Origin of the sequence: Pseudomonas sp. WC2 (assembly GCF_050586545.1) — a bacterium.
Taxonomy (GTDB): Bacteria; Pseudomonadota; Gammaproteobacteria; order Pseudomonadales; family Pseudomonadaceae; genus Aquipseudomonas.
The window spans coordinates 34960-58166 of record NZ_JBOBDR010000018.1 but is presented as its reverse complement, the minus strand read 5'-3'; the positions used below and the strand labels follow the sequence as shown (position 1 = coordinate 58166).

Genomic DNA, 23207 nt, shown 5'->3' with positions numbered 1-23207 from the left:
ACGCAGAGCGTGGGAACGATCAGCCAGGCACAAAAAATCCCCCGCAACTTTTCAGCTGCGGGGGATTTTTCTATTGGTCAGTTAGAGCTTGGCCGCAGGACGCCCCGGCTTCTTGGTCTGCAACAAATGCGAGAACACCGCATGCAAATCATCCGACGCGCCTTCCTCGTCGAGGTTGAGCTTGCTGTCGATATGATCCATGTGATGCATCATCAGGTTCACCGCCAACTCACCGTCACGCTTTTCGATCGCATCGATCAACTGCGTGTGTTCGTCGTACGAACAGTGCGAGCGGTTGCCGCTTTCGTATTGGGCAATAATCAACGAAGTCTGCGAAACCAGGCTGCGCTGGAAACTCACCAGCGGCGCGTTTTTCGCCGCTTCGGCCAGTTTCAAGTGGAACTCGCCCGACAGACGAATACCGGCGCCGCGATCACCGCGAGAGAAACTGTCGCGCTCATCGTTGACCATCTGGCGCAGTTCGGCGATTTGCTCGGCGGTGGCGTGCAGTACCGCCAGTTCAGTGATCGCGCGCTCGACCAGACGGCGGGCCATGAACACCTGACGCGCTTCTTCAACGCTCGGGCTGGCGACCACGGCGCCACGGTTCGGCCGCAACAGGACGACACCTTCATGGGCCAGACGCGAGAGCGCGCGGCGAATGATGGTGCGGCTGACCCCGAAGATTTCCCCCAGCGCTTCTTCGCTCAACTTGGTGCCGGGCGCCAGACGCTGTTCGAGGATGGCCTCGAAGATATGCGCGTAGACAATATCGTCCTGGGTTCCGCTGCGGCCGGCTTTGCCTGCTCGCGGTTGTTTCTTGAGGGGTTGCAACTGTTCGTTCATGGGCACTCGAGTCGGGAGAACTGCGGCGAATAGACCGTGACTGTAATACGGCACAGTAGGTCGCTGGCAAGTATCGCGTAAAAAACAGCGCGATTGTACACAATGAAAGGTGGCAACACGACTGTACGGCTGTTTGTGACTTTGGCTGTATTGCAACGATCCGTTACGAATGAGTTTAGGCTTGTTCGCAGAATCCGCCGCCCGACCACAATCCCCTGTGGGATCTTCATTGGTATAAGGAACACCGCCGTCATGAACGACGCCACCCACACCCAACTCCGTCCACTGGCCGACACGTCGCCGTCGGCCATCGTCGCCGGTTTTATCGCGATGATGACCGGGTACACCAGTTCGCTGGTGCTGATGTTCCAGGCCGGGCAAGCGGCGGGCCTGACCAGCGGGCAGATTTCTTCGTGGATCTGGGCGATTTCGATCGGCATGGCGGTGTGTTCGATCGGCCTGTCGCTGCGCTATCGCACGCCGATCACCATTGCCTGGTCGACACCCGGCGCGGCATTGCTGATCACCAGCCTCGGCGGCGTCAGTTACGGCGAAGCCATCGGCGCCTACATCACTTGTGCGGTGCTGGTGACGATATGCGGGCTGACCGGCAGCTTCGAACGGCTGGTGAAAAAGATCCCGGCGTCACTGGCGGCAGCCTTGCTGGCGGGGATTCTGTTCAAGATCGGCAGCGAAATATTCGTCGCCGCGCAGCATCGCACCGGACTGGTGCTGGGGATGTTCTTCACCTATTTAGTGGTCAAGCGCCTGTCGCCGCGTTATGCCGTGCTCGCCGCCCTGCTGATCGGCACCGCACTGTCGGGCTTCATGGGGCTGCTCGATTTCAGCGGCTTTCATCTGGAGTTGGCGACGCCGGTGTGGACCACGCCGCACTTCTCGTTGGCGGCGACCATCAGCATCGGCATCCCGTTGTTCGTGGTGGCCATGACTTCGCAGAACATGCCCGGCATCGCCGTGTTGCGCGCCGATGGCTACAACGTCCCGGCCTCGCCGCTGATCACCACCACGGGCATCGCGTCGCTGTTGCTGGCGCCGTTTGGTTCACACGGCATCAACCTCGCGGCGATCAGCGCGGCGATCTGCACCGGGCCGCATGCTCATGAAGATCGCAACAAGCGTTACACGGCAGCGGTGTGGTGCGGAATTTTCTACGGGATTGCCGGGGTGTTCGGCGCCACGTTGGCGGCGTTGTTTGCCGCGTTGCCGAAGGAATTGGTGCTGTCGATTGCCGCGCTGGCGCTGTTTGGTTCGATCATCAATGGCTTGAGCATTGCCATGACCGAGGTGAAGGAGCGGGAAGCGGCGTTGATCACCTTCATGGTCACGGCGTCAGGGCTGACGCTGTTTTCCATAGGCTCGGCGTTTTGGGGGATTGTTGCGGGGGTGTTGACGTTGCTGACTCTGAATTGGCGTAAAAGCCAGGCATAAAAAAACGGCGACCCTCAGGTCGCCGTTTTTTTCAGTATCACTTAGCCGCGTTGATCGGCTTTTCCGGATACCAAACGTCCAGCAACGGGCTGACTTCGTACTTGGTCAGCTCGGAGCGGGTTTTCAGCCAGGCTTCAACGGCAGCGCGCTGCTCTTCGTTGACCGAGCCACGCTTCTGCAGGCAAACCAGACCGAAGTCGTCGCCGCCAACATAACCCAGACCGTTGGCTTCCATGGCTTCTTTGATGAATGCTTCGAGGAAAGCGTCAATGGCTTCTTCGGACAAGTCTTCTTTGAAGTCCAGGTTCAGTTCGAAACCCAGCTCTTGAAATTCATCAACGCACAGTTTTTTGCGCAGACGCTGGGAACGGTTAGTCGCCATTGGAACAATCCTCTTAAGTAAATACGGCGGGCACTTTACCAGTTTCAGCAATCGATTGCCCGCCTCTCTGGACACAGCGACCGACCGCCTGTAAAAAAATCAACGAATCGCCACCCCGAGGACGGCACAATCGGTTACACCTTGGGGCATAATGCCGACACTTTCGTGACCACTGAGGACCTTTTCATCCATGTCCTCGTCTTTTTTCCCCTCGGCTGTAGGGTTTTATTTCATATGATCAAATCGTTGCGTCCACTGTTTCTCGCCGGCCTCCTTCTTCCTCTGGCCCTGAATGTTTCTGCCGCCGCCATCAATACTTCCCTGACTCCTAACGTCGAAAAAGCCCTCAAGGCGAGCAAATTGCAGCCTAGCGCCTTGTCGCTGGTGATGGTGCCGCTGGATGGCCCTGGCACGCCGACCGTGTTCAACGCCGACGTGTCGGTCAACCCGGCCTCGACGATGAAACTGGTGACCACTTACGCGGCGCTGGAAATGCTCGGCCCCAACCATCAGTGGAAAACCGAGTTCTACACCGACGGCGACCTCAATGGCGGCATCCTCAACGGCAACCTCTACCTCAAGGGTGGCGGCGATCCGAAACTGAACATGGAAAAACTCTGGCTGCTGATGCGCGACCTGCGCGCCAACGGCGTGACCCAGATCACCGGTGACCTGATCCTCGACCGCAACTTCTTCGTGCAGCCGGTGTTGCCGGAATTCAACGACGACGGCAATGACGAGAACAAACCGTTCCTGGTCAAACCCGACTCGCTGCTGGTCAACCTCAAGGCCTTGCGCTTTGTCGCCCGTAACGACAACGGCCGGGTGCTGATTTCGGTTGAGCCGCCGATCGCCAGCGTCAAAATCGCCAATACCGTTAAAGCCCTGCCATCCAAGCAATGCACCGGCGGCGTGCGCTACAACCCGGTGCCAGAGGCCGATGGCAGCGTGACCGTGACCGTCGCCGGCCAGTTGGGCGAAGGCTGCAGCTCGCAGACCTACCTGTCGCTGCTCGACCACGCGACCTACACCGCCGGCGCCGTGCGCGCGATCTGGAAAGAACTGGGCGGCAGCATTCAGGGCAAGGATCGTCTGGCATCGACCCCGAGCAGCGCCAAACTGCTCGCTCGCGCCTACTCGCCGGATCTGGCGGAAATCATCCGCGACATCAACAAATACAGTAACAACACCATGGCTCAGCAGCTGTTCCTCAGCCTTGGCCAGCGATTCCGCAACGACGCCGACGGTGACGATGCCAAAGCCGCGCAACGTGTGGTGCGTCAGTGGATGGCCAAGAAAGGCATCACCGCGCCGCACCTGGTGATGGAGAACGGCTCCGGTCTGTCCCGTGCCGAACGCGTCAGCGCCCGTGAAATGGCGGCCATGCTGCAAGCCGCTTGGCACAGCCCGTACGCCGCCGAATACATCAGCTCGCTGCCAATCGCCGGCACCGACGGCACCATGCGTAAACGTCTGAAAACCACGGCGATGCGCGGTGAAGCGCACGTCAAGACCGGCACCCTGAACACCGTGCGCGCGATTGCCGGTTTCAGCCGTGACGTGAATGGCAACACCTGGGCAGTGGTGGCGATCCTCAACGACAAGGCGCCGTTTGGTGCGTCGTCGGTGCTGGATCAAGTGCTGCTGGACCTCTACAAGCAGCCGCGATTGCCGCAGACCGCTTCGGTGCTGTAACGCAAGCCAAGCCACAGCACAAAACCCTGTGGGAGCTGGCTTGCCAGCGATAGCGGAGTGTCAGTCAACGAATAGGCTGACTGGAATGACCCTATCGCTGGCAAGCCAGCTCCCACAGATTTGTGGTGTATCGAGGATCAGCTCATCTGCTCGACCCGATCCCGCCCACCCTGCTTCGCCGCATAAACGCCGGAATCCGCGCGCAACAGCAACGCATCCGCGCCCTCCCCCGGTCGCCAACTGGCGATGCCGAAACTCGCCGTGACCACGCCGACCACATCCACCGGTGAACTGCGCAAACCCTGCCACAGCTCAACCGCCAACATGTACGCGTGTTCACCGTCGATATCCGGGCACAGCACCATGAATTCCTCGCCGCCCAAACGGCAGAACACATCGGTGCGGCGCAGACGATGACCAATTCGCTCGCACACCGCTTGCAGCACCCGGTCGCCGACGGCATGGCCGTACTGATCGTTGATGCGTTTGAAGTGGTCGATGTCGAGCATGATCACCGACAGCTCGCCACCGCCGCGCTCGACCCGGGCCATCTCGGTGGTCAGGCGCTCTTGAAAGTAGCGACGGTTATGAATGCCGGTCAGCGAGTCAGTCACCGACAGCGCGCGCAGTTCTTCCTCCACACGCTTGAGGTCGGAAATGTCCGAGATGTAGCCGTGCCACAGCACCCCGCCACCGGGCAGCTCCTCCGGCGTCGCTTCACCGCGCACCCAACGCAGACCGCGCGCGGGCAGTTGCACACGGTATTCCTCGCGCCACGGGCTGAGGCTGTCGGCCGATGCGCGAATCGACGAGCGCACGCGCGTGGTGTCCTGCGGATGGATGCGGGTGAAGATCGCCTCGGCGTTGAGCAGCAGCACATCCGGCTCCAGCTCGTAGATTTCGCGGATGCCATCGCTGGCATAGATCACGCTGAATCGCCCGTCGAACTCCATTTTGAATTGATAGATACCACCGGGCACGTGGGCGCTGAGCTTCTTCAACAGCACGTCGCGCGCCGCCAGCACTTCGTGTACGCGCTTGCGCTCGGTGATGTCGATGCAGATCGCCAAATGGCCGACCCACAGCCCTTGCTCATCGAGCACCGGGGTGGCGAGCATGTTCACCGGCAGATGGCTGCCATCGCTGCGCACCAGCGTCCACTCGCGCGCCTCATGTCCGCCGACTTCGCCGCCCTCGACCAGCATTGCGTGGCAGGTCGGAATGGTTTTACCGTAACGCGTGCTTAATTCGCTGGCACGTGCCATCAGCTCCCGGGGCAGATGAAGGTTTTCCAGGGTCATGTGGCCGACCACATCAGCGCTGGTGTAACCGAGCATCTGTTCGGCGCCGGGGTTGAACGTGCTGATCACCCCGCGTAAATCGGTGGCGATGATCGCCACTTGTGTCGCGGCATTGAGGACGCCGCGCAACTGCCCGTGGGTGCCGCGCAGTTCCTGCTCGCGCTCGTGCAATTCCTGGGTGCGCTGCTCGACCATGCGCAAGGCGCGCTGGCGCTGACTGACCAGCACGTACAACAGCGCGCTGAGTAACACGCTGAGCAAGCCACCCAGAATGACCACGCTGCTGACCGACGAATGGTTGCCCTGGACGAACGCATCGCTCGGCAGGATATCGACCTGATAATCGTGATCGGCCATGCGCAACAGGCGCGTCGCGGCGAGATCACTGGGGGCCGGCTCGTTGGTCGACTCGAACAACACCTCGTGCTGATCATTGGTCGACAGATCCAGGATGCGCACCGACAAGTAGTCATGTAAGGCATCCGGCAAGCCATCGGCCAGCAACTGGCGCATGCTGATCACGGCCATCACGTAACCGAACGATTGCTGCTCACCCTCGCGGATGACCGGTGCCGCCAACAGCACACCGCGCGCATAGGACGGCTCGATGCTGACCAGGTGCAGCGGTTGCGAGACCGCCAGACTGTTGAGTTTATCGGCGCGTTGCAGGGTGTCGCGGCGCAGGGGCTGCGCGAGCAGGTCGTAACCCAAGGGCGAACCGAGGCGGCTCTGGGTCTGGCTGTACAACACCGGCACGTATTCATCGCGGGCGGCGGCCAGTTGCAGTTCGCCCTGGCCATTGAGTTCGCGAATGGTGAAATTGCTCAGGCCTTCATTACGCACGCGCTGCTCAAACGCTGCGCGCTCGGCACCGCTGACCTTCAGGGCAAACGAATAGGCTTGGGTGCGCAGTAATAAAGGGTGGGTGTAACCGTCGAATTCGGCGCGGGACACCGATTCGGAGTTGGCGAAGAAACGGCGCAGACCGTCGAGGCGTTGCTCTTGGTCTTGAAAACGTTCTTCGATGCGGCTGTAACGTTCGTTGGCCAGCAATTGAAAGCGCTGACGCAATTGTTGCTGAAACTGATTGAGCGTGCCCCAAGCGAGCAGCCCCGTGAGAATCCCGCCGGCGAGCAATACCAGCAGCGCGACCAGCCAGGCCGAAACATCTTCGCTGATAAAACCCAGAATCTTCGGGCGCACGGGGTGCAACGACATAAGGGCCACTCATTACGCCAGTATCACGGGAAAACCCCATTGGCCATGAGTGAGTTATAGCTATTAGCCATTAATTTGGCTAGCGCTGAACGGATCCAAGAGCCTTTAAAAATCAAGGCTCTGTGGATCCAGTTCGGCCAAGTGTCAACGGGCCGTGATTTTCCAGGCGCGATGGATCTTGGTGTTGCGGGCAAAATCCGGATCAATGGTCTGCGCGCTGATTTCCTCGACGGCATAACGCTCGGCCAGGTTCTCCTCCAACTGGAACTTGCGGAAGTTGTTGGAGAAGTACAACACGCCGCCCGGTGCCAGACGCGCCATGGCCAGGTCGATCAACTGCACCTGATCACGCTGCACGTCGAAGATGCCTTCCATGCGCTTGGAGTTGGAGAAGGTCGGCGGATCGATGAAGATCAGGTCGTACTCTTCGCGGCAGCTTTCCAACCATGCCATCACGTCGCCCTGCTCCAGACGGTTCTTGTCCGAGAAGCCGTTCAGCGACAGATTGCGACGCGCCCAGTCGAGGTAGGTTTTCGACAGGTCGACGCTGGTGGTGCTGCGCGCGCCGCCCTTGGCCGCGTGAACGCTGGCGGTCGCGGTGTAGCAATACAGATTGAGGAAACGCTTGCCCTCGGCCTCTTTCTGAATGCGCATGCGCATCGGACGGTGGTCGAGGAACAGGCCGGTATCGAGGTAGTCAGTGAGGTTGACCAGCAACTTCACGCCGCCCTCGCTGACTTCGTTGAACTTGCCCTGCGCAGCCTGACGCTCGTACTGCTTGGTGCCGCTCTGGCGCTCGCGGCGTTTAACCACCACGCGGCTCTTGTCGACGTTCAGCGCCTGCGGAATCGCTGCCAGAGCATCGAACATGCGCGCCGAGGCTTTTTCCGGGTCGATCGACTTCGGCGCGGCGTATTCCTGGACGTGCACCCAATCGTGGTACAGGTCGATCGCCATCGCGTATTCAGGCATGTCGGCATCGTAGACGCGGTAGCAATCGATGCCTTCGCGCTTGACCCACTTGCCCATGGCCTTGAGGTTCTTTTGCAGACGGTTGGCAAACATCTGCCCGCCTTCGCTCAAGCGCGGTTGCTCGATCACCGGAGCCGGAGCTGGGGTCGGCTTGATCGGGTTGCCGTTCTTGTTGAATTTGCGTTCTTGCGGCTCGTCCGGGGTCAGATCGTAAGCCGCTTGCTCGCGCTCGGCCTGACGCTGTTCCGGGGTACGGCGCTCGCCAGTGACGAACTGGTCCGGCAGGACTTTGATCAACAGCAGCTTGCACGGCAGCGCGCCGTTCCAGAACGAATACTGTTTGTGGCTGCGGATGCCCATCCGTTTGCCCAGATCCGGCGCGCCGGTGAACACCGCCGCTTCCCAGTTCAGGCAGGCCTGACGCAGACGCTCGCCGAGGTTCTGGTAGAGGTACAACAGGCTGGCTTCGTCGCCGAGACGCTCGCCGTACGGCGGGTTGCAGATCACCAGACCTTTCTGGTTCTGATCCGGACGCGGCTCGAACGTCGCGACTTCGCCCTGGTAGATCTTGATCCACTCGCTCAGGCCTGCGCGCTCAACGTTGTTGCGGCCCGGTTGAATCAGACGCGGGTCGGCTTCGTAACCGCGAATCCACAGCGGTGGATTGGCCAGACCGGCAGCGGCGCGTTCAACGGCTTCTTCATGGAGTTTTTTCCACAGTGCCGGAACGTGACCCAGCCACGCGGTAAAGCCCCACTGCTCACGACGCAGGTTCGGCGCCATATCGGCGGCGATCATCGCAGCTTCGACGAGGAACGTACCGACACCGCACATCGGGTCAGCCAGCGCGCCGCCTTCTGCGGCAATGCGTGGCCAGCCGGAACGGATCAGGATCGCGGCCGCGAGGTTTTCCTTCAGCGGCGCCGCGCCCTGCTGCAAGCGATAGCCGCGCTGGTGCAGGCTGTGGCCGGAGAGGTCGAGGGAGAGAATCGCTTCGCCGCGATCCAGACGCAGGTGAATGCGCAGGTCCGGGTTTAGCTTGTCGATCGACGGACGGTCGCCCTGCGGGGTGCGCAGTTTGTCGACGATGGCGTCTTTGACTTTCAGGGCGCCGAAATGGGTGTTGTCGATGCCCGAGCCGTGGCCGCTGAATTCAACGGCAAGGGTGCCGTCGCTGAGCATGTGATCCTGCCACTCGATGTCGAGCACGCCGTGGTAGAGGTCTTCAGCGTCTTTCATCTGAAAGCGCTTGAGCACCAACAGCACGCGGTTGGCCAGACGCGACCAGAGGCACAGGCGATAAGCGGTTTCCATGGTCGCCATGCCACGCACGGCGGAAGTGTGCTCGCGCGCTTCTTCAAGGCCAAGCCCGACGGCTTCCTCGATGAGCAGGCCTTCAAGGCCTTTAGGGCAAGTGAGGAAGAGTTCGAAACGGTCGGACATGGTATTTCCAGAGCCTTTGGCTAGTGAATCGGCAACGCATTGCCGATCCGGTTTTCAATCAGGCGCTTTTCTAAAAGAACGCCCGCGTGGCACGAAGGTGTGCCGTTCCATCCCCGCTGCTCGGGTTAAAAGAGCTTAGATGCAAGGACAGATAAAAAAGTTGATGCAACAAAAAGTCTTAAAGCGACCCTTCGTCGAATAGTACCCCAGCGCAAACGTGGGTCATTCTCACTAAAGAATTAAGCCCATCATCCAGCGCGGGGCCGATCATACCGGGGTTTGCTCAATAAACATTGAATAAATACGCAGTTACTTATCGCTATAGCACCCTTTTCGTTACGTGCTTATGACAAAACGATCATTCCATCACTGTGACTCATTGGTTAGAACTGAGCACAGGTTGACGTCGCAACGGCGTCAACACCTTGGCTCGCCACGCCGGCAGCGAGCCGCACCATGGCAGGTTTTTTCTGCCAGACCTCAGTTGAGGTCAACGCGACACAAAACAGTCAACAAGTGAGGGAAACACCCTATGAGAAGACTTAAGCGTGATCCGTTGGAAAGAGCATTTTTGCGCGGATATCAATATGGCGTTGGTGGCAAATCCCGTGAGCTTTGCCCATTTACTCTACCGTCGGTACGTCAAGCCTGGATTAACGGCTGGCGAGAAGGACGCGGCGACAACTGGGACGGTATGACCGGCACTGCGGGAATCCACAGACTCAACGAACTTCACGCCGTCGGCTGACACAGGGCATTAATTCCGACACGACAATCTGAATTTGTAACGACTTACCATGCACGTCCTTCCCGGACGGCGGGCTGCGGCCCAGGGGCTCCTTCGAGGAGCCCTTTTTATTGCATGGGTTTTTGCGCCAAGCGCATAACCTGTAGGGAACAGTGTTGTCTATGGATCAGCGCAGGGCGGCGATGGCATCTACCGATTCGCGGATCAGCGCCGGGCCTTTATAGATGAAGCCGGAGTAGATCTGCACCAGACTCGCACCAGCGAGAATCTTCTCCGCCGCATGTTTGCCTTCAGTAATCCCGCCCGCGGCAATGATCGGCAAACGCCCAGCCAGCTCACCCGCCAGCACCTTCACAGTATTGGTGCTCTTCTCACGCACCGGCGCGCCGGACAAACCGCCCGCCTCGTCGCCATGCTCCATGCCTTCAACGCCAACACGGCTCAGGGTGGTGTTGGTCGCGATCACCGCGTCCATGCCGGTTTCGATCAGCGCCTGAGCGACCTGGGCGGTTTCTTCGTCAGTCATGTCCGGGGCGATCTTGATCGCCAGCGGCACATGCTTGCCATGACGCAGCGCCAGTTCGGCGCGGCGCGTGGCCAGGTCAGCGAGCAATTGCTTGAGCGAATCGCCGAACTGCAGGCTGCGAAGGCCCGGGGTGTTCGGCGAGCTGACGTTGACCGTCACGTAGCTGGCGTGGGCGTAGACCTTGTCCAGACAGATCAGGTAGTCGTCGACCGCACGCTCAACCAGCGTGTCGAAGTTCTTGCCGATGTTGATGCCCAACACGCCTGTGTATTTCGCCGCAGCGACCCGCGCCAGCAGGTTATCCACACCGAGGTTGTTGAAACCCATGCGGTTGATGATCGCGTCGGCTTCCGGCAGGCGGAAGATCCGTGGTTTCGGGTTGCCCGGCTGTGGACGCGGGGTCACGGTGCCGATTTCGACAAAACCGAAACCCAGTTGGGCGAAGCCGTCGATGGCCGCGCCGTTCTTGTCCAGACCGGCCGCCAGACCCACCGGGTTCGGGAACTCGAGGCCCATGACCGTCACCGGTTTCTTCGCCGGCGCCTTGCACAGCAAGCCGTTGAGGCCCAAACGCCCACCTGCGCCGATCAGATCCAGCGACAGATCGTGGGAGGTTTCCGGGGAAAGTTTGAACAACAGCTGACGGGCCAGGGAATACATGGGCGGCGATGACTCGGGCGGCGAAAAGAGGCGGCGATTATAGCCGGGCATCGACCTGCCGCGCGAGGCGCACGCGCAAATCGCCGCGACTGGCATATGCCTTGCACCTTCACCGCTATCAGCGCGCAAGCCAATGACGGCGTGCGGGCAAGGACAATGGCGTCGTCCCGGGTTTTGCCTGCGCAAAGTCCGCGGCGACGCTTTTTTTTGAGGTGGCGTTGGATGAATGAACCTTCGGTAGGGCCGCTGGCCTGGGTCAATGGCAGCGATGCCCCGGAAAAGACTGCAATCAACCTCGGCTTCATGGCCCTGAGCGACTGTGCTTCGGTCGTCGTCGCCGCCACTCAGGGCTTCGCCCAGCCTTACGGGTTAACGCTGAACCTCAAGCGCCAGGCCTCTTGGGCGAATCTGCGCGACAACCTCGTCAGTGGCGAACTGGATGCCGCCCACAGCTTGTACGGATTGATCTACGCGGTGCATCTGGGCATCGGCGGCGTCGCCCCGATCGACATGGCGGTGCTGATGGGCCTGAACCAGAACGGTCAGAGCCTCAACCTCTCCCACGGCCTGCAACAGCTTGGCGTGACCAGTCCTGAAGCGCTGGACCGGCACGTGCACCAAAGCCGCGCAAAACTCACCTTCGCCCAAACCTTCCCGACCGGCACCCACGCGATGTGGCTGTATTACTGGCTGGCGAGTCAGGGCATTCATCCGTTGCAGGATGTCGACAGCGTGGTGGTGCCGCCGCCGCAAATGGTTGCGCACCTGCAGGCCGGGCGCATCGATGGCTTCTGCGTCGGCGAGCCGTGGGCGGCCAGCGCGGTGCAGCAGGATCTCGGCCTCACCCTCGCCACCAGCCAGACCATCTGGCCCGATCACCCGGAAAAAGTCCTCGGCTGCACCCGCGAATTCGTCGAGCAATACCCGAACACCGCACGAGCACTGGTGATGGCGATCCTTGAAGCCAGCCGCTTCATCGAGGAAAGTCCGGAGAACCGTCGCAGCACCGCACAGTTGCTCAGCGCGCCGGACTATCTCGACGCGCCGCTGTCGTGCATCGAGCCGCGCTTTCTCGGCGACTACGCCGATGGCCTCGGCAATCGCTGGCAGGATCCCCACGCCTTGCGCTTTCACGGCAATGGCGAAGTGAATCTGCCGTATTTGTCCGACGGCATGTGGTTCATGACCCAATTCCGTCGCTGGGGTTTGTTGCGTGAGGATCCGGACTACCTCGCCGTGGCCCGTCAGGTTCAGCAACTCGAGCTCTATCGCGAGGCCGCCACGGCGGTCGGTGTTGCTGCCTGGGGCACGGACATGCGCAGCAGCCAGCTGCTCGACGGCAAAATCTGGGACGGCAGCGATCCGGCCGGTTATGCGCGCAGTTTCAAGCTGCACGCGATGAGCGACGACGTCGCCCATCTCGCCCGCCGCTGACAGGAGACCGCGAACATGTTGCGCATTCTGCTGATCAACGACACAGCAAAAAAAGTCGGACGCCTGAAAGCGGCGCTGACCGAGGCCGGTTTCGAGGTCATCGACGAATCCGGCCTGACCATCGACCTGCCCGCGCGCGTCGAAACGGTGCGCCCGGACGTGATCCTGATCGATACCGAGTCACCCAGCCGCGATGTCATGGAACAAGTGGTGCTGGTCAGCCGCGACCAACCCCGGCCAATCGTGATGTTTACCGATGAGCATGACCCGGGAGTGATGCGTCAGGCGATCAAGTCCGGGGTCAGTGCCTACATCGTCGAAGGCATTCACGCACAGCGTTTGCAGCCAATTCTCGATGTGGCGATGGCGCGTTTTGAAAGTGATCAGGCGCTGCGTGCGCAGTTGCAGGCACGGGATCAGCAACTGGCTGAGCGCAAGCGGATCGAGCTGGCCAAGGGGTTGTTGATGAAGATGAAGGATTGCAACGAGGAAGAGGCTTACACGCTGATGCGGCGGCAGGCGATGAGCCGGCAGCAGAAATTGATTCAGGTGGCCGAACAAATCATTGCCATGAGTGAGCTGCTCGGCTGAGGTTTTGCTGGGCCTGCACGGGCCTCATCGCTGGCAAGCCAGCTCCCACAGGATTTGTGAACACCACAGAACCTGTGAGAGCTGGCTTGCCAGCGATTGGCCGCACCTCGGTTTCAACCTGTTGGCACAAATCTCGCTATGTAAAACCCACAGGTAACCAACGGCGGTTGCCCCACCCACGACAAAGACGTCGCTCACCCGTTCGCCCCACCCGGCGATTCAGGTAGCGGCGTTTTTGCGTTTTGGCCCCACAGACCGGGGCCGGTGGTGCGGCCGTGGCGGCGCCCCACTTGCTGTTGCATGACTCCTTTCGAGACTCTTTTCAGCTGAGGTGCGCGATGAATTCAAGCTTCTGGAAATCCGGTCACACCCCGACATTGTTCGCGGCCTTCCTCTACTTCGACCTGAGCTTCATGGTCTGGTACCTGCTCGGCCCGTTAGCGGTGCAAATCGCCGCCGACCTGCACCTGACCACGCAACAACGCGGCCTAGTCGTCGCCACACCGATCCTCGCCGGTGCGGTACTGCGCTTCATCATGGGCATGCTCGCCGATCGACTGTCGCCGAAAACCGCCGGGCTGATCGGTCAGGTCATCGTGATCTGCGCACTGTTTGGGGCCTGGAAAATCGGCATTCATAGCTACGAGCAAGCGCTGATATTGGGTCTGTTCCTCGGCATGGCTGGCGCCTCGTTCGCCGTCGCCCTGCCGCTGGCCTCGCAATGGTATCCGCCGCAGCATCAGGGCAAAGCCATGGGCATCGCCGGTGCGGGCAACTCCGGCACCGTGTTCGCCGCGCTGCTCGCGCCGGTACTGGCCGCCGCGTTTGGCTGGAGCAATGTCTTCGGTTTCGCGTTGATTCCGCTGATCCTGACGCTGGTGCTGTTCGCCTGGCTGGCGAAAAACGCGCCTGAACGGCCGAAAGCCAAAGCCATGGCCGACTACTTCAAAGCCTTGGGCGACCGTGACAGTTGGTGGTTCATGTTCTTCTACAGCGTTACTTTTGGCGGTTTCATCGGCCTGGCCAGCGCCCTGCCCGGCTACTTCAACGATCAATACGGTCTGAGCCCGGTGACCGCCGGTTACTACACCGCCGCCTGCGTCTTCGGCGGCAGCTTGATGCGGCCGCTCGGTGGCGCACTGGCTGATCGCTTCGGCGGCATCCGCACGTTGCTGGCGATGTACACCGTCGCCGCCGTTTGCATCGCTGCGGTCGGCTTCAACCTGCCAAGTTCCTACGCGGCGCTGGCGCTTTTCGTCTGCACCATGCTCGGTTTAGGCGCAGGCAACGGTGCGGTTTTCCAATTGGTGCCGCAGCGTTTTCGTCTGGAGATCGGCGTGATGACCGGGCTGATCGGCATGGCCGGCGGCATTGGCGGCTTCGCGTTGGCGGCGGGCATGGGCGCAATCAAACAGAGCACCGGCAGCTATCAATTGGCGTTGTGGTTGTTCGCCAGCCTCGGCGTGTTGGCGTGGTTTGGCCTGCACGGCGTCAAGCGTCGCTGGAGAACCACGTGGGGTTCGGCAGCGGTGACGGCGGCGCGGGTCTAAGGCTTCAATGGCCCTGCAACTGAGTTTCGCCGAAGCCAGCGCCACCGGTCCGCGCGAGGAGAATCAGGACGCCCTGCGTTCGGTGACACCGGCGCCAGTGCTGGCGGCGAGCAAAGGTTATCTGTTCGCCATCGCCGACGGCGTCAGTCAGTGCGCCGATGGCGGGCTCGCCGCGCGTTCGACCTTGCAGGCTCTGGCGCTGGACTACTACGCCACCCCGGAAACCTGGAGCGTGGCCCAGGCGCTGGATCGCCTGCTACTGGCGCAAAATCGCTGGCTGCAGGCCAATGGCGGCGGGCAACCGCTGCTCACCACGGTCAGCGCTGTGGTCATGCGCGGTCGGCGCTTCACCCTCGCCCACGTCGGCGATTGCCGGGTTTATCGCTGGCACGCCGAGCACTTGCAGCGGATCAGCGAAGACCACGTCTGGGAGCAGCCGGGCATGCAGCACGTGCTCAAACGCGCGCTGGGGCTGGATCAGCATCTGGTGCTGGACTTCCTTGACGGTGAACTGCGCGACGGCGAGTGCTTTGTTTTGCTCAGTGACGGTGTCTGGTCGACGCTGGGCGATACCGCCATTGCGGCGATTCTGCGAGATCAGCCGGATCTGCACAGCGCCGCGCAGACGCTGGTCAACGCCGCGCACCTGGCCGGAAGTCAGGACAATGCCAGCGCTTTGCTGGTCCGGGTGGATGCTGTCGGTGAGGCGAACATCGGCGATGCGCTGATTCATCTACAGCAATGGCCACTGCCGCCGCCGCTGAAACCGGGACAATCGTTTGAAGGCTGGCAAGTGCAAAGTATCGTCGCGCAGAGCCAGCAATCATTGCTCTATCGGGTGCTGGATGTCCAAGGTCAGACATGGCTACTGAAAACCCTGCCTTCACGTTCAGCTGACGATTCCTACGCCGGGCAAGCGCTGCTGTCCGAGGAATGGTTTCTGAAACGTGTAGCCGGGCGGCATTTTCCTGAAGTCCATTCGTGCAGCCAGCGTCAGCATTTGTACTACGTGATGCGCGAATATTCCGGCAAGACTCCCGCACAGCTCGGGCCTTTACCCTTGGCGCAATGGCAGGACATCGCCGAACGCCTGCTGCGTGCGGTCGGCCTGCTGCATCAGCGGCAGATCCTGCACCGGGACATCAAACCGGAAAATCTGCATTGGGGCGACGACGGCGAATTGCGCCTGCTGGATTTTGGCTTGGCTTATTGCCACGGTCTGTCCGAAGACGCGCGGTCCACGCTACCCGGAACCCCGAGCTATATCGCCCCGGAAGCGTTTCGCGGTGATCCGCCGAGTGCACAGCAGGATTTGTATGCGGTCGGCGTGACCCTGTATTTCCTGCTGACCGGGCATTTCCCCTATGGCGAGATCGAAGCGTTTCAGCGCCCGCGATTTGGTCTGCCTGTGAGCGCCAGTCGCTATCGGCCTGATCTACCGGAATGGCTCGCACAAAGCCTGGAGCGTGGAGTGGCGGCTGATCCGCAACAACGGTTTGAAACGGCTGAAGAATGGTTGCTGGTGTTGGAACAGGGTGAGCGGCGGAGTTTGAGTGTGCGGCCTCGGCCCTTGCTGGAGCGTGAGCCGTTGAAGGTTTGGCGGACGATGGCGCTTCTGGCATTGCTCGGGAATGTGATGCTGCTGGTTTTGTTGTTTCACAGTTGAACCGCGCCGCGCCATTCGCGAGCAGGCTCGCTCCCACAAGGGATCTGTGAACGACAAAGATCCACTGTGGGAGCGAGCCTGCTCGCGAAGGCGCCCGCCCAATCACCACACATTCAACTGCCTGAATGCCCCACGAACGATCAACCCGCTTCGATACAGTGCATAAAACCCGATATGAGCGCTGACGGAACCCAATAAAATCGCGCTTCGCGTAGTTGGCACAACCACTGCATTACCCCACTCAACACACACATAAAGCCCAACCTTCAACGACGAAGGCTGCGCTTCCCGAGAGAACGGGACCAGGACAAAGGCGTCCTCGCTAGGCAACTAGCGGGACGCCTTTTTTTGTTTGCGCAAAATTTCTCGAGCGAGGCCTGACTGCCCACAAGAGGCCAGCCGCAGCTCCCCGGAGAACCTGATGAAAAAACTCAAACTGGTGATGATCGGCAATGGCATGGCCGGGGTCCGCACCCTCGAAGAATTGCTCAAACTGAGCAACGAGCTGTACGACATCACCGTCTTCGGCGCCGAACCGCACACCAACTACAACCGCATCCTGCTCTCGCCGGTGCTGGCCGGTGAGCAGACTTTCGAAGAAATCGTCCTCAACGACCTCGACTGGTACCTGCAAAACAACATCAAGTTGTTGCTCAACCGCAAAGTGGTGGAGATCGACCGGGTCAGACGCCGAGTCATCGCCGAGGACGGCACCGAAGCCGAATACGATCGCCTGCTGATCGCCACCGGATCGACGCCGTTCATTCTGCCGATCCCCGGCAACGCGTTGCACGGTGTGATCGGCTACCGCGACATCGCCGACACCCAGGCGATGATCGCCACCGCGAAAACTCACAAACATGCGGTGGTCATCGGCGGCGGTCTGCTCGGCCTCGAAGCCGCCAACGGCCTGATGCTGCGCGGCATGCACGTTACCGTGGTGCACATCGGCGAGTGGTTGCTGGAGCGGCAACTGGACAAAACCAGCGGTCAACTGCTGCAAAGCGCCCTCGAATCCCGTGGTCTGCATTTCCGCCTGTGCGAACAGACTCAAGCCCTGCACGACGCCGGCAATGGCCGGGTCGGCTCGGTGCAATTCAAAAACGGCGACATCATCCCCGCCGATCTGGTGGTGATGGCCGCCGGCATTCGCCCCAACACCGAACTCGCGGAAAAGGCCGGTATCCCGTGCAACCGAGGGATTCTGGTCAACGACACCCTGCAAACCTACGACCCACGCATCTATGCCATCGGCGAATGCGCCAGCCACCGTGGGATTGCTTATGGTCTGGTCGCGCCACTGTTCGAACAAGCCAAGGTCTGCGCCAACCACCTCGCACAACTGGGTTTCGCCCGTTATCAGGGCTCGGTGAACTCGACCAAACTCAAAGTCACCGGCATCGACCTTTTCTCTGCCGGCGACTTCATGGGCGGCGAAGGCACCGAGACCATCACCCTCTCCGACCCGATCGGCGGCGTGTACAAAAAACTGGTGATCAAGGATGACGTGCTGGTCGGCGCCTGTCTGTACGGCGATACGGCAGATGGCGGTTGGTATTTCCGACAGATTCGTGAGAATCACGCCATCGGCGAGATCCGCGATCACCTCATGTTCGGAGAAAACGCACTCGGCGACGTAGGACATCAGGGCCAGGACAAAGCCATGGTCATGGCCGACACCGCCGAAGTCTGCGGCTGCAACGGCGTGTGTAAGGGCACCATCGTCAAAGCCATTCAGGAACACGGCCTGTTCAGTGTCGATGAGGTGAAGAAACACACCAAAGCGGCGAGTTCCTGCGGCTCCTGCGCCGGGCTGGTCGAGCAGATCCTGATCAACACCGTCGGCGGCGCAGCCGACGTCAAACCGAAGAGCGAAAAAGCCATCTGCGGGTGCAGCGACCTCAACCACGGACAGATCCGTCACGCCATTCGCGAACAGCATCTGCTGACCATCGCCGGCACCATGAGCTACCTCAACTGGCGCACGCCGAACGGCTGCGCGACCTGCCGCCCTGCCCTCAACTATTACCTGATTTCAACCTGGCCCGGCGAAGCCAAGGACGACCCGCAATCGCGCCTGATCAACGAACGCGCCCACGCCAACATCCAGAAGGACGGCACTTATTCGGTGGTGCCACGGATGTGGGGCGGCGTGACCAACCCTTCGGAACTGCGGCGCATTGCCGATGTGGCCGACAAATACAACGTGCCGATGGTCAAGGTCACCGGCGGGCAGCGCATCGATTTGCTCGGCATCAAGAAGCAGGACTTGCCCGGAGTGTGGAAGGATCTCGATATGCCGTCCGGCCACGCTTACGGCAAATCCATTCGCACGGTGAAAACCTGCGTCGGCAGCGAGTTCTGCCGCTTCGGCACACAAAACTCGACGCAACTGGGCATCGAACTGGAACACGATCTGTTCAACATGTGGTCACCGCACAAAGTGAAACTCGCGGTCTCCGGATGCCCACGCAACTGCTCGGAAGCGGGGATCAAAGACGTAGGAATCATCGGCGTCGACTCCGGCTGGGAGATGTACATCGGCGGCAACGGTGGGATCAAAACCGAGGTCGCCGAATTCTTCGTCAAGCTGAAAACCGCCGAGGAAGTGCGCGAATACAACGGCGCCTTCCTGCAGCTGTATCGCGAAGAAGCCTTCTACCTCGAACGCACCGTGCACTACCTGCAACGGGTCGGCATGGAGCACATCAAGAAAGCCGTGCTCGAAGACCCCGAGCGCCGCAAAGCGCTGAACGAACGCCTGCAATTCTCCCTGTCGTTCGAACAGGACCCGTGGAAAGAACGCCTGGCCCAGCCGCAACTGAAGAAAGAATTCGACGTCATTCCGGTGAAAAATCTGGAGGTGCTGGCATGAACTGGCTCGACATCTGTGCCCTTGAAGAGATCAACGCCCTCGGCTCACGAATCATTGCCGGGCCGAAAGGTGACATTGCGATTTTTCGTACAAGCGACGATGAGGTTTTCGCCCTCGACGACCGTTGCCCGCACAAGGGCGGGCCGTTGTCGCAAGGTCTGATCTACGGCAAACGCGTCGCCTGCCCGTTGCATAACTGGCAGATTGACCTGCAATCCGGTGAAGCCCAGGCGCCGGACATCGGCTGCGCACATCACCATCCGGCGCGGGTCGAAAATGGTCGTGTGCAACTGGCCCTGCGGGACGCTATCTGATGAGCCGCCAGACGACCGCCTCGACCTGCTGCTATTGCGGGGTCGGCTGCGGCGTGCTGATCGAGCATGACGGCGAGCACATCCTCGGCGTCAGCGGCGATCCGGCGCATCCGGCCAACTTCGGCAAACTGTGCAGCAAAGGCTCGACGCTGCACCTGACCGGTGACCTCGCGGCCCGCGCGCTGTATCCGGAATTGCGTCTGGGCAAGGGATTGGCGCGCAGCCGCACAGATTGGGACACGGCGCTGGAACACGCCGCGAATACCTTCGCCGAAACCATCGCCGAACATGGCCCGGACAGCGTGGCGTTCTACATCTCCGGGCAACTGCTGACCGAGGATTACTACGCCTTCAACAAACTGGCGCGAGCGCTGGTCGGCACCAACAACATTGATAGCAACTCACGGCTGTGCATGTCCTCGGCAGTGGTCGGCTACAAGCGCAGCCTCGGCGCCGACGCGCCGCCGTGCAGCTATGAGGATCTGGAGCTCAGCGATTGCGTAATGATCGTCGGCAGTAACATGGCCTACGCCCATCCGGTACTTTTCCGTCGACTGGAGGAAGCCAAATCCCGCCGCCCGCAGATGAAAGTCATCGTCATTGATCCACGGCGCACGGACACCTGCGACCTCGCGGACCTGCACCTGGCGATCCTGCCCGGTACCGATGTCGCGTTATTCCATGGGATTTTGCATCTGTTGTTGTGGGAAGACTGGATTGATCGCGACTTCGTCAAGGCGCACACCGAGGGGCTGGCCGAGCTGAAAAATCTGGTACGCGATTACACCCCGCAGATGGTTTCGCAGTTATGCGGCATCAGCGTCGAGCAATTGCAGGAGTGCGCCGAATGGGTCGGCACCTCGCCGAGTTTTCTGTCGCTGTGGTGCATGGGTTTGAATCAGTCCACGGCTGGCAGCGCGAAGAACAGTGCATTGATCAATCTGCACTTGGCCACTGGGCAAATTGGCCGTCCGGGTGCAGGACCTTTCTCCTTGACGGGTCAGCCAAATGCCATGGGCGGACGCGAAACCGGCAGTCTGTCGAACCTGTTACCCGGTCACCGTGACGCGGCCAACCCTGAACACCGCGCCGAAGTGGCGGCTTACTGGGGCGTGGATCAGCTACCGGAAAGCACCGGCCTCAGCGCCATCGAACTGTTCGAGCAGGTGCGCAGCGGCAAGATCAAGGCGTTGTGGATCGCCTGCACCAACCCGGCGCAATCGCTGCCGGATCAACATTCGGTGCGCGCGGCGCTGGAAGCTTGCCCGTTTGTGGTCCTGCAAGAAGCCTTTCGCACCACCGAAACCGCTGCCTTCGCCGATCTACTGCTGCCCGCCGCAAGCTGGGGTGAAAAGGAAGGCTCGGTGACCAACTCCGAACGGCGCATTTCCCACGTACGCAAAGCCATTCTCCCACCGGGTGAAGCGCGCCCGGACTGGGCAATCACGGTGGATTTCGCAAAGCGTCTGGAGAAACGGCTGCGTCCTGATGAATCGAGCCTGTTCAGGTTCGATCAACCTTCGCAGTTGTTCGACGAATTCAAAGGGCTGACACGCGGGCGGGATCTGGATCTGTCCGGGATCAGCCATGCCTTGATTGACGAGATCGGGCCGCAGCAATGGCCCTTCCCCGTCGGTTCCCGGCAAGGCACCACGCGACTCTATGAAGACGGTATTTTTCCTACGGCCAGCGGGCGCGCGCAGTTCATCACCGACCCGTATCGCGCCGCCAAGGAACAGCGCGATGCGCGCTTTCCGTTGACGTTAATCACCGGTCGTCTGCGCGATCAATGGCACGGTATGAGCCGCACTGGCACAGCGGCGCAGTTATTTGGACATGTCAGCGAAGCGGTGCTGAGCCTGCACCCGGATGAATTGCGCCGGCACCGTTTGCAGCCGGGAGATCTAGTCAATCTGAAAAGTCGTCGCGGCGCACTCATCGTCGCCGTTGGCAGCGATGACAGTGTGCGACCCGGCCAGGCGTTTCTGCCGATGCACTGGGGCGACCGGTTTCTCAAGGGCGGCGTGAACAGCCTGACCCAGCCAGCCTTCGATCCACTGTCGAAGCAGCCGGAACTCAAGCACAGCGGCGTACGTCTGGAAGCCGTCAATCTGCCGTGGCAACTGTTCGCACTCATCGAGGGCGATGTTCAACGGCATTTCGAGACGCTACGACCGCTGTGCGAGGCGTTTTCCTACGTCAGTCTCAGCCTTGTCGGACGTGAACGATCGGCATTGCTGATACGCGCCGCCAGCAGCGAGGCGCCGAATCCACAATTGCTCAGCGAAATCGACCACTGCCTGTCGCTGATCGACGGTCCGGTATTGGCCTACGACGACCCGCGACGCGCTATTGGCAAACGCGTGCGCATTGAAAACGGACGGATTACCGCGATTCGCTTGGCCGGCGAAACCCTCGCCCAGCATTGGTTGCAAGGGTTGTGGCTGGAAGGTCGCGCCGACGAACAACTCAGGCGCTGGTTGCTGGCACCGATGAGTGCTCCGCCGGGAAGCGCCGGGGCGCAGATCACTGCGGATAAAACCCTGTGCAATTGCAAGAACGTCAGCCTCAACGCGGTCTGCGCTGGTATTCGCCAGGGTCTTGATCTGCAGGGTTTGAAAAACAATCTGGGTTGCGGCACGCAGTGCGGCTCATGCGTCCCGGAAATCAAGCGTTTGCTGGCAGCCGAAGTGCAGCCGGCCGCCGTCATCTGATGAGGAAAACCACATGAATGCGAAAGTCTGGCTGGTGGGTGCAGGCCCTGGTGATCCCGAATTGCTGACCCTAAAAGCGGTGCGCGCCTTGCGTGAGGCCGATGTGGTGTTGATCGACGACCTGGTCAACGACGCGGTCCTGGAACACTGCCCTGAGGCGCGAATTATCGCCGTGGGTAAACGCGGTGGCTGTCGTTCGACTCCGCAGGCGTTTATCCATCGGCTGATGCTGCGTTACGCCCGCCAAGGCAAGTGCGTGGTGCGGCTCAAGGGCGGCGACCCGTGCATTTTCGGCCGTGGTGGTGAAGAGGCGCAGTGGCTGCGTGAGCGAGGGGTTGAGGTGGAGCTGGTCAATGGCATCACTGCCGGGCTGGCCGGGGCGACGCAGTGTGATATTCCGCTGACTCTGCGCGGGGTCGCGCGTGGCGTGACGCTGGTGACTGCGCACACCCAGGACGACAGCCAATTGAACTGGCAGGCGCTGGCGCAGGGCGGCACGACACTGGTGATTTACATGGGTGTGGCCAAACTGGGGGAGATTCGCGATCAGTTGTTGGCGGGCGGGATGGCGGCGCAGACGCCGGTGGCAATGATCGAGAATGCTTCGTTGCCGGAGCAGCGGGAATGCCGCAGCGACTTAATGGGCATGAGCGATGACGCAGTTGTTTTCGGATTGAAAAGCCCGGCGATTCTGGTGATCGGCGCGGTCGCGGCCGTTGTTGAAGAGCAACAGATCGCAGCCTGCGGCAATTTCTGCACAGGGGCTGCGTAGTCCTGGAAAGCCAAATCGCAGACAAAGAAAAGCCCGGCCTAAGCCGGGCTT

The 23207-nt window shown here is 60.7% G+C and carries 16 protein-coding genes; 11 read left to right on the top strand and 5 right to left on the bottom strand.

Annotation, left to right across the window (positions count from 1 at the left end; all coding sequences use genetic code 11):
* Positions 1–81: 81 nt before the first annotated feature.
* Positions 82–846: a GntR family transcriptional regulator gene (locus ACQ4OE_RS21055; protein WP_105707893.1), complete on the bottom strand. Its 765-nt coding sequence runs from the start codon at positions 844–846 to the stop codon at positions 82–84.
* Between the two features lie 252 nt (positions 847–1098).
* On the opposite strand from ACQ4OE_RS21055, the gene ACQ4OE_RS21050 reads away from it, so the two are divergent.
* Positions 1099–2295: a benzoate/H(+) symporter BenE family transporter gene (locus tag ACQ4OE_RS21050; RefSeq protein ID WP_430947773.1), complete on the top strand. Its 1197-nt coding sequence runs from the start codon at positions 1099–1101 to the stop codon at positions 2293–2295.
* A gap of 37 nt (positions 2296–2332) precedes the next feature.
* On the opposite strand, the gene ACQ4OE_RS21045 is transcribed toward ACQ4OE_RS21050, so the two are convergent.
* Complete coding sequence (locus ACQ4OE_RS21045) at positions 2333–2677, bottom strand: YggL family protein (RefSeq protein WP_007916365.1); 345 nt, start codon at positions 2675–2677, stop codon at positions 2333–2335.
* A 234-nt stretch (positions 2678–2911) separates the two neighbouring features.
* Here ACQ4OE_RS21045 and dacB point away from each other — a divergent pair, with 234 nt between their 5' ends.
* A complete protein-coding gene (dacB, locus tag ACQ4OE_RS21040) occupies positions 2912–4372 on the top strand; it encodes a D-alanyl-D-alanine carboxypeptidase/D-alanyl-D-alanine endopeptidase (protein WP_430947772.1) in 1461 nt (486 codons plus the stop codon).
* 137 nt (positions 4373–4509) lie between these two features.
* On the opposite strand, the gene ACQ4OE_RS21035 is transcribed toward dacB, so the two are convergent.
* A complete protein-coding gene (locus ACQ4OE_RS21035) occupies positions 4510–6891 on the bottom strand; it encodes a sensor domain-containing diguanylate cyclase (protein WP_430947771.1) in 2382 nt (793 codons plus the stop codon).
* A 144-nt stretch (positions 6892–7035) separates the two neighbouring features.
* Positions 7036–9306 (bottom strand): bifunctional 23S rRNA (guanine(2069)-N(7))-methyltransferase RlmK/23S rRNA (guanine(2445)-N(2))-methyltransferase RlmL, encoded by a 2271-nt coding sequence (gene rlmKL, locus ACQ4OE_RS21030; protein WP_430947770.1) that lies wholly within the window; start codon positions 9304–9306, stop codon positions 7036–7038.
* Positions 9307–9838: 532 nt separating this feature from the next.
* Between rlmKL and rmf the strand changes: the two genes are divergently transcribed.
* Positions 9839–10054 (top strand): ribosome modulation factor, encoded by a 216-nt coding sequence (gene rmf / locus ACQ4OE_RS21025; protein WP_003223300.1) that lies wholly within the window; start codon positions 9839–9841, stop codon positions 10052–10054.
* Positions 10055–10220: 166 nt separating this feature from the next.
* On the opposite strand, the gene ACQ4OE_RS21020 is transcribed toward rmf, so the two are convergent.
* Positions 10221–11240 (bottom strand): quinone-dependent dihydroorotate dehydrogenase, encoded by a 1020-nt coding sequence (locus tag ACQ4OE_RS21020; protein WP_430947769.1) that lies wholly within the window; start codon positions 11238–11240, stop codon positions 10221–10223.
* A 222-nt stretch (positions 11241–11462) separates the two neighbouring features.
* Between ACQ4OE_RS21020 and ACQ4OE_RS21015 the strand changes: the two genes are divergently transcribed.
* The 8 genes from ACQ4OE_RS21015 (at position 11463) to cobA (ending at position 23156) form a co-directional block, all read left to right on the top strand.
* On the top strand, positions 11463–12674 hold the full coding sequence (locus ACQ4OE_RS21015) for a CmpA/NrtA family ABC transporter substrate-binding protein (protein WP_430947768.1): 1212 nt from the start codon (positions 11463–11465) through the stop codon (positions 12672–12674).
* Positions 12675–12689: 15 nt separating this feature from the next.
* Entirely contained in the window at positions 12690–13265 is a 576-nt protein-coding gene (locus tag ACQ4OE_RS21010) for an ANTAR domain-containing response regulator (protein WP_007916390.1), read from the top strand.
* A gap of 338 nt (positions 13266–13603) precedes the next feature.
* Positions 13604–14815 (top strand): MFS transporter, encoded by a 1212-nt coding sequence (locus ACQ4OE_RS21005; protein WP_122592571.1) that lies wholly within the window; start codon positions 13604–13606, stop codon positions 14813–14815.
* Positions 14816–14822: 7 nt separating this feature from the next.
* The gene (locus ACQ4OE_RS21000; protein ID WP_430947767.1) at positions 14823–16481 is read left to right on the top strand and encodes a protein kinase domain-containing protein; all 1659 of its coding nucleotides are present in this window, start codon (positions 14823–14825) and stop codon (positions 16479–16481) included.
* A gap of 421 nt (positions 16482–16902) precedes the next feature.
* The gene (gene nirB, locus ACQ4OE_RS20995) at positions 16903–19356 is read left to right on the top strand and encodes a nitrite reductase large subunit NirB (protein ID WP_430947766.1); all 2454 of its coding nucleotides are present in this window, start codon (positions 16903–16905) and stop codon (positions 19354–19356) included.
* Positions 19353–19670 carry a nitrite reductase small subunit NirD gene (nirD, locus tag ACQ4OE_RS20990; protein WP_008076837.1) on the top strand — a complete coding sequence of 106 codons (318 nt, stop codon included), beginning with the start codon at positions 19353–19355 and terminating at the stop codon, positions 19668–19670. Before nirB ends, nirD begins: the two co-directional genes overlap by 4 nt.
* Positions 19670–22384 carry a molybdopterin-dependent oxidoreductase gene (locus ACQ4OE_RS20985; RefSeq protein ID WP_430947765.1) on the top strand — a complete coding sequence of 905 codons (2715 nt, stop codon included), beginning with the start codon at positions 19670–19672 and terminating at the stop codon, positions 22382–22384. The genes nirD and ACQ4OE_RS20985 overlap by 1 nt, the downstream gene beginning before the upstream one ends.
* Positions 22385–22397: 13 nt before the next feature.
* Positions 22398–23156 carry a uroporphyrinogen-III C-methyltransferase gene (cobA, locus tag ACQ4OE_RS20980; protein ID WP_430947764.1) on the top strand — a complete coding sequence of 253 codons (759 nt, stop codon included), beginning with the start codon at positions 22398–22400 and terminating at the stop codon, positions 23154–23156.
* The last annotated feature ends 51 nt before the right edge of the window (positions 23157–23207 follow it).